The organism is Paenibacillus kribbensis (assembly GCF_001705305.1).
Taxonomy (GTDB): Bacteria; Bacillota; Bacilli; order Paenibacillales; family Paenibacillaceae; genus Paenibacillus; species Paenibacillus kribbensis_B.
On sequence record NZ_MCBP01000008.1, the window covers coordinates 135733 to 151175 of the forward strand.

Consider the following 15443-nt stretch of genomic DNA (forward strand, 5'->3'; position numbering starts at 1 on the left):
GTCCCAAGTCGAACTATTATGTACATGGAGTGCCATTTTAAGTTCGATGTATACCTATTTTTTTAAAAGTAGTCTATAGCTCAGTCCAAAACTCCTTTGTGTGCATCTACTATCTCATCACAACAAAGGAGTTGATTTGAAGTGGCCATTCGTCCTCCGCAAACGCTGAAATCCACAGGCAGAAAAGTTCCTATTACGAGATATCGCAATGTGAGTCCAACGCAAACCTTCCGTCGATTTACGGTCATCTGGGCTAACACTGATGGTGTACCTTTTAACACAACCGGATTTTTTGCTACACTCCGGCGTCTAAATGGAAGCTTTGTGCAAGCTGCAGGCTTCGACAGTTTTGGCACTGCCCGATTCAGCAGAGTCCGCACACCTACGAACCAGACTTTCATTCTGCGCACCTTTAGAGACGATGGAACGTTATTCCGGGTTAGAACGGTACCTCCTGGCGTATCCTCGTTTGTTGTTATCGGTTAAAAACATGCCGAACGCAGCCTAAATGCGGTTAACGAAAAAGCAGCTAGGAACAGAGCATATCTGTCCTAGCTGCTTCTTCGTGAATCAGGATTTTGCAAAATCCTCAAATACTTATTCGGAGTCTTCCACCGCTTGTACATTTTTCGAAACGGCTGCATTGTATGCTGTTTTGAGCCAGTTTTCTTTTGACCAGTTCAGCTTGCCTGCACCTGCTCCATCCTTGCCCTGTAATTGAGCAACCAGGTTTTCAGGATTTTCGGCTGTATAGCTGTATGGCAGTTTTGTGAATCCATTCCAGGAGAAATCCTTGGCCGTCGCAGGATACGGAGCTAACGGGCTGTTCGCTTCTTCACTGCCTCCTCTGAATACGTTGCCTTTATCCGAGAAGATGACGTCCTCTGCTTTGATTTTACCTGTATAGTCGGCTTTTTTAGCATCTTTTTGGTTATTGCGAACTGGAGAAAATACATCAATTAAATACGATTTTTCAAGCAGTACCGCACCATTTTCGGTTGAAATCGCACCGTTACCTACGACGTCAAAATGGTATCCTTTGGCAGCAATCGCTTTTGCCATGTCGGACGTAATCCGTTTTTTGGCTCTGGCCAATCCGGCATCATCTATAACGATGTTATATGCATGAGCATTACCGCCACGCAAACGTGGCATACGGTCCTGAATATCCAGGTAGTAATTATGATGCAGCGTCACTTCCAAATCCGGATTGTCGGCTGCCATTTCCGTGGCACCAACCAGATGCGCCTTCTTTTGTCCTGCTGCAATATCAATGATATCTTCTTTACTCAATCCTACGGCACTGCTTCTCAGATAAGCGTACATAGGGTAGGAGGATTTGTCTGCTTCCATGGCGTTAACCTGTTGGGTTACCCAGCTGTTGGAGCTGCGGTCATCTCCTTTGAACAGAGACCAGGAAATAGTAACTCCGTTACTGCCTTTTTTCACATCTACCAATCCATCATAGGCTTTGTTGAATGTGCAATGGTCAATCCACACCTTGGAACTTGCACCTTCGACAGTAATATAATCCCAATCATTTTTATCATAATTGCCTTTGGTTGCTTCATCCCACTCCCAAAGCTCGTCAAATTCGAGGTTGCGGAAAATCAAATTAGAGCTGTTTTTAATGACGAAGCCGGCATGTTTGATTTTAGCGCCCTTTGCCGAGAAAATGGTGACTCCATTCAAGTTTTGAATATAGATTTTGCTCACGCCTGTTTTCTTCAGAACAGGATGTGTCTGTACAGCATTGTGGGCACTAAAAGGGTTTAGCTTGGCAGCACTTGGCATTTCATTCCAACCGAGATCGAGATCATTCATAATCTCAATCACCTTGACTTTGCTGCCTTTTTTCAGTGCTTCGTGGAGATCTACAGCGTTGTAAACCTTTTTGTAATTGGCATCGGTTTCCGCAATGTTTCCTCCGCCTGTATTACCATACGAGAAGCCGGTCAAATTATAGCTGTTTTTGAAGGTTGCGTTGTCATTCGTGCCAGGAGTTTGCTGATCTTTGCCTGGCTCCGGTTTCGCAGGCGGTGTGCTTGTATCCCCTCCAGAGGTAGTACCGGATACAATCACATTATCGAATTGGGCGGATGCCTTGGAGGTTACCAAGCCAACAGCTCCCGCAGTCAGGCTGGAGTCTTTTGCAGTCAACTCCAGTTTATCATTGACGTACATCTTAATTTCCGAACCGGACAGCTCCAGCTTTACTCTGTACCACGTATTTGTATCCAGCTTGTACTTTTTGTTGGTAGCCAGTGTCTTCATAGAACCGTTTACCTTTTTACGAATTTCCAGAGCCCCGCCCTTCTTGTTGTACAACGAAGCCGCATAGAAGTTTTTGGCATCTGTGTATCTGCCTGCAACATACACCCGGTTGGAGCCGTTAAAATCGTCTATATACACATCTGCTTGCACACTATAGTTCGTCCAGGAAGCATCGCCTTTAACAGAGCGGCCTTCACTTTTACCAGATTGCTGGTATGTAAAGCCATCCCCTCCCTTGACAACAGACCAGTTCCCCGAATCTACTGTCCAGCCTTGAGCCTCGCCTTGTTCAAAGTTATCACTCACCTGTAAACTTCCATCTGCATACGCATGACCTAGTAACGGTAACGATAAAGACAGCGCCAACGAACTGCTCAACATTACATTTGCACATTTTTTCATCAAATCTGACTTCATGTAACATCCTCCTTATAAAATAATTATTGAGTACCAAACAGTCGAAAAACCTTCCATAGCTACATCCCTGCATGTTCAAGTACTATCTCCAATAATTATAGACATATAAAGAAATATTAAAATATGCCTAATTACTTATCTTTTGTCTTAAATTCTCTATTAATTTTGCATCCTTCTTCGTGAACACACCAAGTGCTTTTTCATAAAATCACAAAAATCGCTATTCTTTTTATTTTTGAATAAGACATAAGGTTGTCATATTAGAAGTAGTACATATAAAAAGGTGAGTATCATGAATACAAAGTAAAGGAGCGATTAGATGTCCAGCTACCAGTACACCTCCAAAGCAGAGTTAAAAGAAGCCATCCATGCCTCTTACCTGCTGCTAGATAGTGAATTCGAGAACATAGACGAGGAACAAAAGGATATTCGAATTCCCGAGGTAGATAAAACCCCCGCAGAAATGATTGCTTACCAGCTTGGATGGCTTCAGCTTGTCATGTCATGGGACAGAGACGAAAAGAAAGGATCACCCGTCATCATGCCTGCACCAAACTATAAATGGAATAGACTAGGCGAGCTTTACCAATCCTTTTACCAAACTTACTCCCACCACTCTTTACGCGAATTGCGCCAACGATTCAAGCTAACCGAGCAAAAATGGCTGGATTGGATTGACACACTCAGTCATGAAGAACTCTTCATACAGGGCGTTCACAAGTGGACGGGCAGTAACCCAAACTGGCCCATGGCCAGATGGATTCATATCAACTCTGTGGCACCTTTTAAAACATTCAGGGCCAAGCTACGAAAATGGAAGAAATACAAAGCTCCACAGTGATGAAAAAAAGTGTGCGTTGTGCTACAATACTTGAGTTGTATCGGGATACATTTAGGGAAGGGTAAGTGAAACGCCATGCTTATTATTGGTATTGCCGGCGGTACAGGTTCCGGTAAATCGACGGTAGCACGTGCTGTCGTTGAGCGTCTGGGATCTAATAAAGTGACTTTCATATCTCAGGATAACTACTATAAAGACAATTCACATCTGAGCTATGACGAACGTGCTTTGGTCAATTATGATCATCCGTTTGCCTTTGACAATGACTTGCTTATCGAGCATCTCCAATGTCTGAAAAAAGGACAAGCGACTCAAGCGCCAGTGTATGACTTTACGGTTCATGCTCGTTCCACCGATGAGACGGTAGAGCTTCTGCCGAATCATATCGTTATGCTGGAGGGCCTGCACGTGCTGTCTGACGAAAAGCTCCGCAGCCTGCTCGACATTAAAGTATTTGTGGATACTGACCCTGATGTGCGTATTCTTCGTCGGGTTCTTCGAGATATCGAGGAGCGTGGCCGCACCATCCATTCGATCCATGATCATTATTTGACTACGGTTAAGCCTATGCATGAGGCCTTTATTGAGCCTTCCAAGAAATACGCGGACCTGATCCTTCCTGAGGGAGGACATAATGAGGTCGGTATTCAACTGCTCTCTATTTTGACTGAAAAATATTTGGCAGGGGATCGGACGTGGGGGACTGTATAAAAGAAGAAAGCGCTCCTTGGAGGAAGTATACTATGACTTCGACTCCGGGGAGCGCTTCTTTTTATTTTCACCCAACCCAAACTACAAAGTGGTTGTTGTCTTTTGGAAGGGAAGTATATTGTACAATCTGTCCTTGTCTACTTCAGCGGGGCTATTATCAAAATGGCGGATGTCAATGTCTTCCCATAGACACTTTCTGGCACGGATTCCTTCCACAAAAGCATCCCAATGGGCAAATTTCCATTCGTCCCGCTCCAATCCACGGGCTTTCATCCTCTCTTTTAATGTGTCAAAATCCACGTCCACCTGTAATACAAGCGGTCTGACATGATGCCAGTCGTATTTTTCTTTTAATTCCCGAATGTAATCTTTGTTAGAAAAATAACCGAGAAACGGTGCATCCAGAACGACGGATCTCCCCAATTGAAGGTTATCATTGGCTAAGTCCAGCAAAGTCTGATATTCAAGCGGCATGATCGTATCGCTATAAAAAGTGTTTCCATCCCGCTCATGCGGCGAGTATCCTTTGGACTCCAGCAGTAAACCAGTGAATTTATTACAGATGATATCTTTATCCAAATAAGCAAAATGATATTCTGTTGCAATGAGCTTGCCTATCGTAGATTTACCTGAACTGGCAGCCCCGATTAAAAATATAGCTGTAGGTTGCATCCGCAATTCCTCCTCCATAACCCGTATTCTGTATTTCAGGATTTCCACTCATCTTCATGAAGCAAATTCGTCAATGTATGCGGTTCCAATCGAAAGATCAGCAATATCTGTATGGTATACATCCAGAAGCCGCACAAACTCCACAAAGTTCGCATATACGAACTAGATTCGTAATATTGAATTTGTTTTTTATTTAGATTATAACGTTTTCATAAGAAATTCAATCCTGTATCGCTATAAATAAAATATTTTGTAAAGGTTATTGATCTCTCTTGTCAGGCTGTACTATAATAAACCCGAAGTTCGATACAATGAACATAGTTCGCATATACGAACCATAACTGAATGAAGGAGATTGCATGGAAAATTTTAAGCTGAATAAATCAGCCGAAAGGGTTGTCGATCTTCTGGTCCTGTTATCTAATAGCGATTCCCCTCTAACACTGAACGAAATTTGCAAGACGTTGGGGCTGCCCAAAAGCAGCGCCTTCGAACTGGTGCAGACATTACTCTATAAAAACTTTATTGAGCTGGATGATCCGCGCCTGAAAACCTATCGTTTGGGCATTGGCTCCTTTGAAACAGGTATAGCTTATTTATCCAACATGGGCATCCCCCATCTGGCCAGACCGCTGTTGCAGGAGCTGAACAGACAGACGGGCAGCACTGTTTTTCTTGGAGTTGAGGATAAAGGGCAGATCGTCTATCTGGATAAGGCGGAAAATCACTCTGTTATGAGGCCGACAGCAAAGCTGGGCTCGCGAAGATTCATACACACCACAGGAATCGGCAAGGCACTTTTGGCAGCGTTACCAACAGAAAAAATCCAGTTTATTCTGGGAGACGGAGAAATTCCGGCCAAAACACAATACTCGAAGGTAACGTTACAAGAAATTTTGCAGGATATGGCGGAAATTCGGGCGCGTGGTTATTCCATTGATGACCGGGAAGATAATTTGGAAATGTATTGCATCGGTTCTGCGATATATGACCAATGGAATCAGCCGGTAGCAGCAATTAGTGTAGCGAGCATGTACTCTACCATGACACCGGAGCGCGAGAGTATGATCGTCAAGCTGGTCAAGGAAACAGCGCTCAAGCTGTCCAACCAGTTGGGATACCGTGGTGAACGGCTGTATAACGATTAGGAGGATAAGATGATGTGGAAGAAGTTCAATAATCTCAAGAAAATAGCAGACACAGGCATTGTGCTGATCATTCGTTTGGACAGCGAGCAAGAAGCTTTGGCAGTAGCGGAAGCAGCCGTAAAAGGCGGTATTAAGGCGCTGGAAATCACAATGAGCGTACCGAATGCGCTTCGTGTCATTCAAACACTGGCGGAAAAGTACCGTGATGAAGACGTTCTTGTCGGTGCTGGAACTATATTGGATGCCGAAACGGCAAGAGCAGCTATTTTAGCGGGGGCAGAGCTTCTGGTAAGTCCGCAGCTCAACCCCGAAATGATCAAAATGGCCAACCGTTATCAGGCCGTGACCATTAGTGGCGCTTTTACCCCGACGGAAGTATTGGAAACATTAGAGGCCGGAGCTGACATCGTCAAGCTTTTCCCAGCCGAAGTGTTAGGCCCGCAATATGTAAAATCGGTTACCGCTCCATTATCTCAAGCTCCCATCGCCCCTACTGGGGGAGTAACTCCGCAAAATGTGCATGAATGGCTGCAAGCCGGCTGCATCGGAGTTGGCGTAGGAAGCTATATCACCAAAGCAGCGCAAAAGGACGGGGATTACAGTAAAGTTACGGCAGCTGCCAAGGAATTTCTGGAGGCAGTTGCGGCGGCGCGTTCCCTATAAGCATCCCGATTGGCTGAGCCTGTATAGATCATATTAGGCAAGATATGCGGCATCACAACGATCAATAGCTGACCTTCGGATTTTCCGAAAGCTGCGAAGCCATCGTTGTGAATCGCCCATATCAACCAGAGCTAAGAAATTTCTGAAATGAGCTTAATAACCAGGATAAATGTAAACGTATACACCATAGATCAAGGAGCGTGAGCTTTCATGAGCAAAATCGAGAATACTCGTGTAACATCTGGAGAGCAACCCAAAAAGGTGGGTCTGCGCTGGGGCATTATTTTACTGCTTCTGCTCGGGGCCGTCGTCAACTATCTGGACCGATCTAATTTAAGTATCGCGAATACGACCATCGCAGCGGAATTTGGATTATCCTCTACACAGATGGGTCTGCTGCTGTCTGCCTTTCTCTGGCCTTATGCCTTGGCTAATCTCCCGGCAGGATGGCTTGTTGACCGCTTCGGTCCGAAGAAAATGTTCACATGGGCTTCTGGACTGTGGTCAGTTGCAACCATCGTCAGTGCTTTTGTAAATACCTATTCTCTGCTATATGCCATGCGTATGCTGCTCGGTGTATCGGAATCCCCATTCTTCACTTCAGGGCTTAAAGTAACGGAAAGATGGTTCGCTAAAAGTGAACGAGGACTCCCAACCTCTATTATTAATACAGGCTCGCAAATTGCCAATGCTATTGCTCCGCCCCTGCTGACTGTGCTTATGCTGACCATGACCTGGAGAGGCATGTTTATCTTCGTCGGCGCAATTGGATTGGTTATTATGCTGATCTGGCTAAAAGTCTACCGTGATCCTACTTTTGCCGAAAAACAGGCTATCAACCTGAACGAGATGGCTGCAGACGCTGCTCCTGCGGCGGAATCAGATGCAGCACAACCAGAAGCAAAGGCTCCAACAGCTAAATGGTCTTCTCTTTTCAAGAATTCCAGCACCTGGTTTATGATCATCGGTAATTTTGGCATCATGTTTACAATCTGGGTATATCTGACCTGGTTGCCAAGGTATTTGGAGAAGGAACAGGGCTTCACGCTGAAGGAAACCGGATGGATTGCATCTATTCCATTTGTTGCCGGTATTATTGGTGTATTGCTGGGCGGTTTTATTTCCGACTATTTCATCCGCAAGGGGGTTGCTCCTGTGACCTCACGCAAGATACCGATTGTTGGCGGGGCTATTCTGGCGGCATCATCTGTAGCGCCGATTCCTTATATAGACAGTACAGTTGTCAGCATTGTACTTCTCTCTATCGGTTACTTTGCCTCCCAGTTGCCTTCCGGCGTCATTTGGACGTTGGCAGCCGATATTGCCCCGAGGGAACAGGTGGCATCACTGGGCGCTATTCAAAACTTTGGCGGTTTTCTGGGGGCTGCTTTAGCACCGATTGCAACCGGATACATTTTGGATACGACCGGAAGCTTTAATAATGTATTTTTACTGGGAGCCTCCTTGCTTGTTATGGGAGCGATTTCATATGGGATATTCCTGAAAAAACCAATCACTCGAAAAGCGTAAACGATAGACGATACGTGAACAATCAGATGAAGCTGATCATAGGAAGCAGCGGAGAAGCAGGATTGCTTTTCCGCTGCTTTTCCCATATATACTGCATATTCTTTATATAATGCTCGTTGGGCCACCAGCCGATATTAAAAGAAAGGCTTGGTTAAGATTTTTTTGGCTTCCCTTCTGGTTTATGTTAGCATGTAAAGATTAAATGCTTTATATTTGAACCAAGTTGGAAGCGTTGTCAAACATATGCCTCAGTTGATACAACATATCCGCCTTAATGGCGTCTTTTTTGAATAGGTATAATTACGGAGAGTGCTGCCATGAATGAGCTATGCAACATTTTGATTGTGGATGATGAGATATTGGTACGGCAAGGAATCAAGCACCATTTATCGTGGGAAAAGTACGGATTTCGGATTGTAGGCGAAGCCTCCAACGGGAAAGAAGCGCTGGCGCTGATTGAAACCTTGCGCCCTCATATTGTCATCACGGATATCGTGATGCCAATCATGGACGGTGAGGAGCTGACGCGTATCGTCAAACAGAACTATCCGGATATCGAAGTCATTGTGCTCAGCAGCTACGGCGAGTTTAATTACGTGCGCTCCACCTTTCAGCAAGGGGTTGCTGACTATATTTTAAAGCCCAAGCTGGACACGGATGAGCTGCTGCAAGTCCTTCAGCGGACGGCTCGCAAAATTCCATCCATTCAATATCAGGCAGATGCCGGAGATAATCAAATTACGATAGATCATGTGATCGAAAAGCTGATTTCCGGCTATAGCATTGACTATGACACTGAACTGCTGAAGCAGACATTTCCATATACGCGTTTTGCGCTTATAGGTATGGAGCAAGCCGCACAGCAGGGTACAGGCCGCTCCTACTCTGCCTTAGACCTATTTTCCAGGCTTACGGATCGGGTGGCAGCTGCGTGTGAACAAATCGTACTCCGACTATTGCCGTCCGATGCCCATGCGGCTGTATTTTTAGCCAATCTTGATCCGCGGGAGGCAGACTCCTGGATGGCCGCGGTCAGAGAGGTGGCTCAGGAGACGAAGCAAGCCGATCCACAGATAGGCTGGGCGGTCAGCCACTTGTTTGATGATTTTAATCAAATGAGTGAGGTTTATCAGGACGAACTGCCGAAGCTGCTCAGCTATCGCTTTTATTTCCCGGAAACAGCGCTGCTGATGGAAGACGAGCTCCCCCAGCCTGTTCATGTGAACAGCTCATTTAACTTGAAGCAGTTCACGGAAGAGATGAAGCGCGAGCATTTTGATGCAGCTTTTCAGGACTTGAGATCCTATGTAGCAACCATGTCCCGCAACTATAACTCTACTGCTTTTGAATTTAAATCGCTTCTCGGGAATATTGTGTTCAACATTACTATTTTACTTGGGAATCAGGGATATGATATGAAAGAGCTGGATGCAGCGAAATATTCCTATTTCAAAACGATTAATGATGCGCCTCACGTACATGAAGCCGTGCGATTGCTGGAGACCTTTTTAGAGGAAGCGAACAGGCAGATCATGGCTAAAACGCAGCAAGGCAGCAGCGCAAGCATGAAAAAACTGCTGGAATATATTGAGGAGCACCATGCTGAAACGCTTAATTTGACGACACTTGGACAATATTTTCATTTTAATCCTTCCTATTTGTCCAGTTATTTTACAACCCATCATACAGAGGGTTTCAGTGAGTATCTGAACAAAATTCGTGTGGAGAAGGCCGCTGATCTGCTGCGGTCGGGTACAATGTCCATTTCCGATATTAGCAGCACTGTCGGCTATTCAGATCCTAGCTATTTTACCAAAGTGTTCAAAAAGGTGACGGGTTATTCACCCAGTCAATACCGCCGGGAGCATCTCCATTAAAGAGCAAGCGTATATTTGCAGCAGAAAAGAGATTGGATATGAAAAGGTATATTCATAAAATCAAATATCAGGGTCTGTTCTTCAAAATATTTGTCGTTATGGTGGTTAGCATCACTGCGGTATCGTTGCTGACCTCTTTGGTGACGATTCGCATGTCTGAACGCCTCTTCGCCGAGACATTCAGTATTACGAATGCCAAGGTGCTCAGCCAGATTCAGTCCAGCTTTGAGTCCTTCAATGACTCGATTGTGAATGCCGTAACCCATGCCTCGGAAAATGGGACGGTCAAAAACTACCTGACTGGCGGCCAATCCGACTCCATTGACTCGGCACGCATCTACTTCGGTATGGCACAGCAGATGAAGCAGATTAAATCCAATGTCGACGCCTATGACGTTGGTGTCGCTGTAACGGGCATGAATGGCCGAAGCTTCTATTCTGACTCGTCCTATTGGCCGGTAACTGCGGAGGAGCTTAAGAACAGTGTCGTTACAGCCCGAAGTGCTGCACAGCCGACACGGCTTATGTATCAATTGGATACTGATTTATTTCGTCGACAGATAAATAATACCGGACAGAAACCGACACCTTATATTATCGCCTCGAAAGCATTTATGGAGCGAACCAGCGGTACTTTATATGGCATGATCTACATTGCCATTCGCGAGCCGGAATTTCGCCGCTTCTATAACAACTTCACAAGCAACGGCAATGATGTTCTTATTTTGGACAAGTCAGGACTCATCGTGTCGAGCAACCGTCAGGACTTGATCGGACAACACTCCCGTGAACTGCTGGGCTACGCGACAAAAATCAATGAGCAAGGGCTAAATTACATTAATGCAAACGTGATGAACAAGGATAGTATCCTCCTTTCCAACTATATACCTTCGTATGATTTTTATCTGGTTAACATGATCGACAGACAAATCGCGATTGGACAAATCATTGACGTCAAATCCGTTGTATTCATCTGCATTGTCATCGTGCTGATTGCTTTGCTGATTGTTTTCCTGATTTCCCGTCGCCTGATTCGTTCACTGACTCGACTGGTCAAGCAAATGTCGACGGTCCGCGAGAAAAATTTTGATAACTATATCCCGGTAACGGGCAGCTATGAGGTCAGACAGCTGAGTCATGCCTACAATTACATGCTGGATGAGCTGAATGACTATATTCGCAAGCTGCTGGAGACGCAAAAAGAACAACGAAACGCAGAGCTTGCTGCCCTACAACGGCAAATCAATCCGCATTTTCTGTACAACACACTGGCTTCGATCAAAATGCTGGTGCTCAAAGGAAACAAGGAAACCGCCGCCGAGACCATCAACGCGCTCATTTCCCTGCTGCAAAATACGATCAGTAATGTAAGCGAGACCATCACGATTGAGCAGGAAATGGCCAACATGCAAAACTATGTGTTCATTAACCATGTGCGCTACGGACAGCGGATACAGGTGAATTATTTTATATCGCCAGATTGTCTGGAGTACCATGTGCCCAAGCTGATTATTCAGCCTTTTATCGAAAATTCTTTTTTCCATGCGTTTAATGAGAAAAATGCAGGGCACATCTATATATTGGTGTCCAAAACGGAGGATACATTGATCTGCGAGGTGGTCGACGATGGAGATGGTATGGATTTGGACGGGCATGCGGCAAAGGATGGACTGCCCAATCCCAAGAGCAAACGCCAGCTGTTCACCGGCATCGGCATCCAGAATGTACACAATCGCATCACCCTTCTCTATGGAGAAGAATATGGCGTAACCATTTCCAGCAAAAAAGGCGAGGGCACCAAAGTGAGATTGACACTGCCACTGATCTTGAGATCAAACGACTCCAAATAAATAACATATACAATGAACTAAAGACAAAGAAGGTGGAACAAGAACGGAGTGGGCGGAATGGTGCTGTACAAGCGTAGCGGTGGCGATGGGAAGCACCATCCACCTGCGTAGTAGCACGCCATCTAATTTCAAGTTTAGCCTATAAAAAATACCTAAATCCAAAAAAAGTACAAATGTAAGCGGTGCCTTTTTTGATAATTGATAATAATAAGACAAATCCGTATAAAGATATTCCTAACTGCCAGCAAAGCAAGGATGATAAACTAGATTCATAAATAAGGTAACCGCTTTCAAAAAAGTTTTAAATGATTAGCAACTTATAAAAAAAGAGTAGGGGTTGAACAAAATGAAAAAAATGTCTTTTCTTTTGCTGATCGCAAGCTTGATCTTGCTATCTGCGTGTTCCAGCAATACTGAGAAAGCAGCTACGACCACAGATTCAGGCAAAAAAGAAATCACTGTCTGGGCTTGGGACCCGAACTTCAATATCGCGGCCCTGAAGCTGGCAAAAGATCGCTATGTTGCCAAACATCCTGATGTAAACGTAAACATTGTTGAATATGCTCAAAATGATATCGTACAAAAAATGAATGCCGGCCTCAACTCCGGTTCTACCAAGGGATTGCCAAACGTGGTTCTGATCGAGGATTACCGGGCACAGAACTTCCTGCAAGCCTATCCGGATTCCTTCCATGATATGAGCAGCTCGATCAAAGCATCCGACTTCGCTGATTACAAAATCGGACCAACCAGCTACAACGGCAAGCAGTATGGTGTTCCATTCGACTCCGGTGTTATGGGTCTGTATGTAAGAACAGACTATCTGGAACAAGCCGGCTACAAAGTAGCTGACCTGACCAATATTGATTGGGACAAATTCATTGAGATCGGTAAAGCTGTAAAACAAAAAACAGGTAAAGAAATGCTCACTCAAGATCCGAATGACCTCGGTCTGATCCGTGGTATGATCCAATCCGCAGGTTCATGGTACCTGAAAGAAGACGGTAAAACACCAAACCTGGCAGGCAATGCAGCTCTGAAAGAAGCGCTCTTGACGTACAAATCCTTGTTCGACGCAAATATTGTTAAAATGAATGCCGACTGGAGTCAATTCCTGGCAGCCTTCAATAGCGGTGCAGTGGCTTCCGTACCTACAGGTAACTGGATTACGCCTTCGATCAAAGCAGAAGCTTCACAATCCGGTAAATGGGCTGTTGTTCCTTTCCCTAAATTGAAAAATGTACCTGAATCCGTGAATGCTTCCAGCCTCGGCGGCAGCTCCTGGTATGTCCTTAACTCGGACGGTCAAGATATCGCTGCTGATTTCCTGAAAGAAACATTCGGTTCAGATCAAGAGCTGTACCAAGATATGCTGAGCAAAATCGGAATTGTCGGTTCATTAAACGCAGCTTCCAGCGGTAAAGCTTATGACGTGGAAGATCCTTATTTCGGTGGCGACAAAGTCTACAAGAAATTCGCAGAATGGACCAAACAAGTTCCAAAAGTCAATTATGGCCTGCACACGTATGCCATTGAGGACATCATGACAGTTGAAATTCAAAACTACCTGAACGGCAAAGATGTAGACGCAGTTCTGAAAGATGCTCAAGGACAGGCAGAAGCACAGCTTAAATAAGACAGTCCATGTAGCCAAGGCTAAACAATAAAACGATAAGCACTTAAAACCTTGGGCTTGCGAGTTCAAGGTTTTAATGCTGTATAGGGAGTTGATATGGCTATGAAGACAGCCGCGCCCAAAATGACTACAACACGTCTCAAAGCAGGTATGACAGGATGGTTGTTCATATCCATCGCAGTGATCATGATTGCAGCCTTTTATTTCTACCCGATGATTCAGGCGCTTATCTTGTCCTTCAAGACGGGTACAGGGTCTAATCTCACCTTCAACGGCATTGATAACTACAAGCGTCTGTTCACCGATAAAATGTTTATAACCGCTGTGAAGAATACATTTATCTATTTAATTTTCCAGGTGCCTTTGATGGTTATTCTGGCTCTGTTCATTTCGGTATTGCTGAATGATAAAAATCTTAAATTCAAGGGCTTTTTCCGCACAGCCATCTTCTTGCCTTGTATTACATCGCTGGTAGCCTATTCCGTTGTATTCAAGTATTTGTTCTCGGCTGATGGTCTGGTCAATTCCCTATTGCTGAATCTGCACGTAATCGGCACGCCGATCCAATGGATTACGGACCCCTTCTGGGCCAAGGTTACGATTATTATCGCGATCACATGGCGCTGGACCGGGTACAATATGATCTTTTACCTGTCCGGTCTCCAGAATATTGACAGCTCCATCTATGAAGCTGCCCGTATTGACGGTGCTTCTCCGATCCGACAGTTTTTCAGCATTACCGTTCCACTGCTTAAACCGATTATCCTGTTCACCTCGATTACATCGACCATTGGTACACTTCAGCTCTTTGATGAAATTATGAATATTACCAAGGGTGGACCGGGCAACGCGACATCTTCTATTTCGCAATATATTTACAACCTGTCCTTCAAGTATTCATCCGACTTTGGTTATGCGGCGACCGTATCCTACTCCATCGTCATCATGATCATTATCTTGTCGATTATCCAGTTCAAAGTGGCAGGTGAGAAAAAATGATGAAAACGAAAAGATTATTTACGTATGCCTTTCTGATCATTGTGTCGTTCGTTTCCATTTTCCCGTTTTTGTGGATGCTGTCCAGCTCTACCAACCTGTCGGTCGATGTGACGAAAGGCAAGCTCCTGCCCGGCTCTCATCTCATGGATAACTTGCATAGCCTGCTGGAAAAGGTGGATATCGTTACAGCACTAAGTAATTCTGCAAAAGTCTCGATCTCAACTACACTGCTGGCTATGCTGATTGCATCCCTGGCCGGCTATGGCTTTGAAATTTACAGAAGTAAAGCCAAAGACATTGTCTTCAATATCCTGCTGATGTCGATGATGATCCCGTTTGCAGCGATCATGATCCCGCTTTACCGGATGTTCGGCAGTATTTCCAATGTGATGCCTTGGATCGGTATTGATACACTCTCATCTGTTGTCATTCCGACCGTAACTACAGCGTTCCTGATCTTCTTTTTCCGTCAAAGTACCAAAATGTTTCCAAAGGATCTGCTGGAAGCAGGCCGTATGGATGGATTGTCCGAGCTGGGTCTGTTCTTCCGTGTATACATGCCTACGATGAAAACAACCTATGCTGCTGCTGCGATCATCACGTTCATGTCCAGCTGGAACAACTACCTCTGGCCTCTGATCGTGCTGCAAACGCCCGAGAATCAAACCATCCCGCTGTTGATCTCAAACCTGGGCTCCAGCTATGCACCTGATTACGGTGTCATCATGATCGCTATCGTCCTGTCCACACTGCCGACCGCACTGGTATTCTTCCTGATGCAGAAGCACTTTGTAGCGGGCATGGTTGGCTCGGTAAAATAACAGA

Annotated in this window: 13 protein-coding genes; 11 read left to right on the top strand and 2 right to left on the bottom strand. The window is 45.0% G+C overall.

Translation table 11 applies throughout. The annotated features are described in order from the left end of the window. Window positions 1-141: 141 nt before the first annotated feature. The gene (locus BAZ21_RS15940; protein WP_068502643.1) at window positions 142-486 is read left to right on the top strand and encodes a hypothetical protein; all 345 of its coding nucleotides are present in this window, start codon (window positions 142-144) and stop codon (window positions 484-486) included. A gap of 111 nt (window positions 487-597) precedes the next feature. Here BAZ21_RS15940 and BAZ21_RS15945 read toward each other — a convergent pair whose 3' ends face one another. After that, window positions 598-2691, bottom strand: a complete 2094-nt coding sequence (locus BAZ21_RS15945) for a pectate lyase family protein (protein WP_068502646.1) — start codon at window positions 2689-2691, stop codon at window positions 598-600. Between the two features lie 319 nt (window positions 2692-3010). Between BAZ21_RS15945 and BAZ21_RS15950 the strand changes: the two genes are divergently transcribed. Beyond that, window positions 3011-3532 carry a ClbS/DfsB family four-helix bundle protein gene (locus tag BAZ21_RS15950; RefSeq protein WP_068502649.1) on the top strand — a complete coding sequence of 174 codons (522 nt, stop codon included), beginning with the start codon at window positions 3011-3013 and terminating at the stop codon, window positions 3530-3532. A 75-nt stretch (window positions 3533-3607) separates the two neighbouring features. Next, complete coding sequence (gene udk, locus BAZ21_RS15955; protein ID WP_068502652.1) at window positions 3608-4243, top strand: uridine kinase; 636 nt, start codon at window positions 3608-3610, stop codon at window positions 4241-4243. An 81-nt stretch (window positions 4244-4324) separates the two neighbouring features. Here the strand turns inward: udk and BAZ21_RS15960 are convergent, their stop codons facing one another. After that, complete coding sequence (locus tag BAZ21_RS15960; RefSeq protein WP_068502655.1) at window positions 4325-4915, bottom strand: AAA family ATPase; 591 nt, start codon at window positions 4913-4915, stop codon at window positions 4325-4327. A gap of 359 nt (window positions 4916-5274) precedes the next feature. Here BAZ21_RS15960 and BAZ21_RS15965 point away from each other — a divergent pair, with 359 nt between their 5' ends. From BAZ21_RS15965 to BAZ21_RS16000, 8 genes are all read left to right on the top strand, one after another. Next, window positions 5275-6063 (top strand): IclR family transcriptional regulator, encoded by a 789-nt coding sequence (locus BAZ21_RS15965; protein WP_068502658.1) that lies wholly within the window; start codon window positions 5275-5277, stop codon window positions 6061-6063. A gap of 12 nt (window positions 6064-6075) precedes the next feature. Continuing rightward, on the top strand, window positions 6076-6726 hold the full coding sequence (locus BAZ21_RS15970; RefSeq protein WP_068502660.1) for a bifunctional 2-keto-4-hydroxyglutarate aldolase/2-keto-3-deoxy-6-phosphogluconate aldolase: 651 nt from the start codon (window positions 6076-6078) through the stop codon (window positions 6724-6726). A gap of 210 nt (window positions 6727-6936) precedes the next feature. Continuing rightward, window positions 6937-8256: an MFS transporter gene (locus BAZ21_RS15975; RefSeq protein WP_068502664.1), complete on the top strand. Its 1320-nt coding sequence runs from the start codon at window positions 6937-6939 to the stop codon at window positions 8254-8256. A gap of 317 nt (window positions 8257-8573) precedes the next feature. Next, window positions 8574-10133 (top strand): response regulator transcription factor, encoded by a 1560-nt coding sequence (locus BAZ21_RS15980; RefSeq protein ID WP_068502667.1) that lies wholly within the window; start codon window positions 8574-8576, stop codon window positions 10131-10133. 38 nt (window positions 10134-10171) lie between these two features. Next, complete coding sequence (locus BAZ21_RS15985; protein WP_068502672.1) at window positions 10172-11983, top strand: sensor histidine kinase; 1812 nt, start codon at window positions 10172-10174, stop codon at window positions 11981-11983. A gap of 346 nt (window positions 11984-12329) precedes the next feature. Then, window positions 12330-13619, top strand: a complete 1290-nt coding sequence (locus BAZ21_RS15990) for an ABC transporter substrate-binding protein (RefSeq protein WP_068502676.1) — start codon at window positions 12330-12332, stop codon at window positions 13617-13619. 102 nt (window positions 13620-13721) lie between these two features. Next, the gene (locus tag BAZ21_RS15995; protein WP_068502679.1) at window positions 13722-14618 is read left to right on the top strand and encodes a carbohydrate ABC transporter permease; all 897 of its coding nucleotides are present in this window, start codon (window positions 13722-13724) and stop codon (window positions 14616-14618) included. Further along, entirely contained in the window at window positions 14615-15439 is an 825-nt protein-coding gene (locus BAZ21_RS16000) for a carbohydrate ABC transporter permease (RefSeq protein ID WP_068502682.1), read from the top strand. The genes BAZ21_RS15995 and BAZ21_RS16000 overlap by 4 nt, the downstream gene beginning before the upstream one ends. Window positions 15440-15443 lie beyond the last annotated feature (4 nt).